This window comes from Kribbella yunnanensis, assembly GCF_039529655.1.
Lineage (GTDB): Bacteria > Actinomycetota > Actinomycetes > Propionibacteriales > Kribbellaceae > Kribbella > Kribbella yunnanensis.
The window spans coordinates 1-1,160 of the sequence record NZ_BAAANF010000041.1 but is presented as its reverse complement, the minus strand read 5'-3'; the positions used below and the strand labels follow the sequence as shown (position 1 = coordinate 1,160).

The following is a 1,160-nucleotide window of genomic DNA, read 5'->3' as shown; positions in this document are numbered from 1 at the left end:
CGGCATAGATGCCACCTTCCCAACGAAGGAGGTGTGCATCAAACCCGGGGTGGTTCAGAGTGCGGGAGCGAGTGGTCGGGGTTGTGGCTTGTGGGACGTCCGGACCAGGGCAATCAGCGGGACCAGGAAGCCGAGCTGATCGGGAGTCGTCCAGCAGCCGCCGTGCGGGGGCGCGCGGTTGCTGCTCACGGGGACGTGGTCGGTCGGATCAGCCCTGAGGGCAATCCTTGTTCGTGGGTCTTGAGTTGATCGCGTTCGGTGGGAGTGGGTCGGTCCGAGCGAGAGTGTGGTCGTAGTGGGGTGTTGGGCTTCGGGAATCTGGTGACTCGTTGAGCAGGTGCGGGGAGGTCATGGGGTGAAGGTGACGGCGGCTGCGGGGGTGGTGATGTTGGGCTGGTCGCCTAGGGACCAGGCGGCTACTCGGGATACGGCTTGGGCGGGGATGGCGTCGCTGACGCCGGGTACGGCGGGGATGTCGTAGGTGCCGTGGGCGTCGTGGGGGAGAACTACGCGGTAGCCGCGAGCTAGGGCGGTTCGGGCGGTGGCGTGGACGCACATTTCGGACATGACGCCGCAGATTGCGAGTGAGCGTACGCCTGCGGTGATGAGGATTTCGCCTAGTGGGGTTGCGTCGAAGCCGTCGTCTCGGGGTTTACGGATGATGTGTTCGCGGGGGCCGGGGGTGGTTGGCAGGTAGAGCTGCCAGCCGGGGGTGCCGATCTCGTCGTCGGCGCCGGGGGGACCGTCGTTCTGGAGGTGTACGACGACTGTGCCGGCAGCGCGGGCGCGGTTGAGCAGGTCGGTTGCGCGGTCGAGGAGCCGTGGGGCGTTCGGTACGGCGTTGTCGCCGGAGACGAACGCGGTTTGGAGGTCCACGAGGATCAGCGCGTCAACGGGCGGAACGTCGTCTGCGGGGAAGGTCGTGTCCGGGGAAGGCGCGGAGTCGAGCGCGTGGCTGTGGGGATCAGCGGGGGAATTGGCGTCCTGCGTGGGGGAGTCGGTTGGCGCAACGGGCGGAGTCGCAAGGGACACGGAGGCGCTCGCGGTGGGGCTCGGGGCGGTGGGGCTAGGTGTGCCGGGGGAGGCGGTGTCGGAGGGTGCGACGGGCGGAGTCGTGCCGGAGGCAGAGGAGTCGGGATTGGGCGTGCCGAAGCGGGCGG

Annotated in this window: 1 protein-coding gene; it reads right to left on the bottom strand. The window is 68.6% G+C overall.

What is annotated here, in order from left to right; translation table 11 throughout:
• Window positions 1-348: 348 nt before the first annotated feature.
• Window positions 349-1,160 (bottom strand): isochorismatase family protein (locus ABD231_RS41450; RefSeq protein WP_344165839.1); only part of this gene is annotated, 812 nt, incomplete at its 5' end.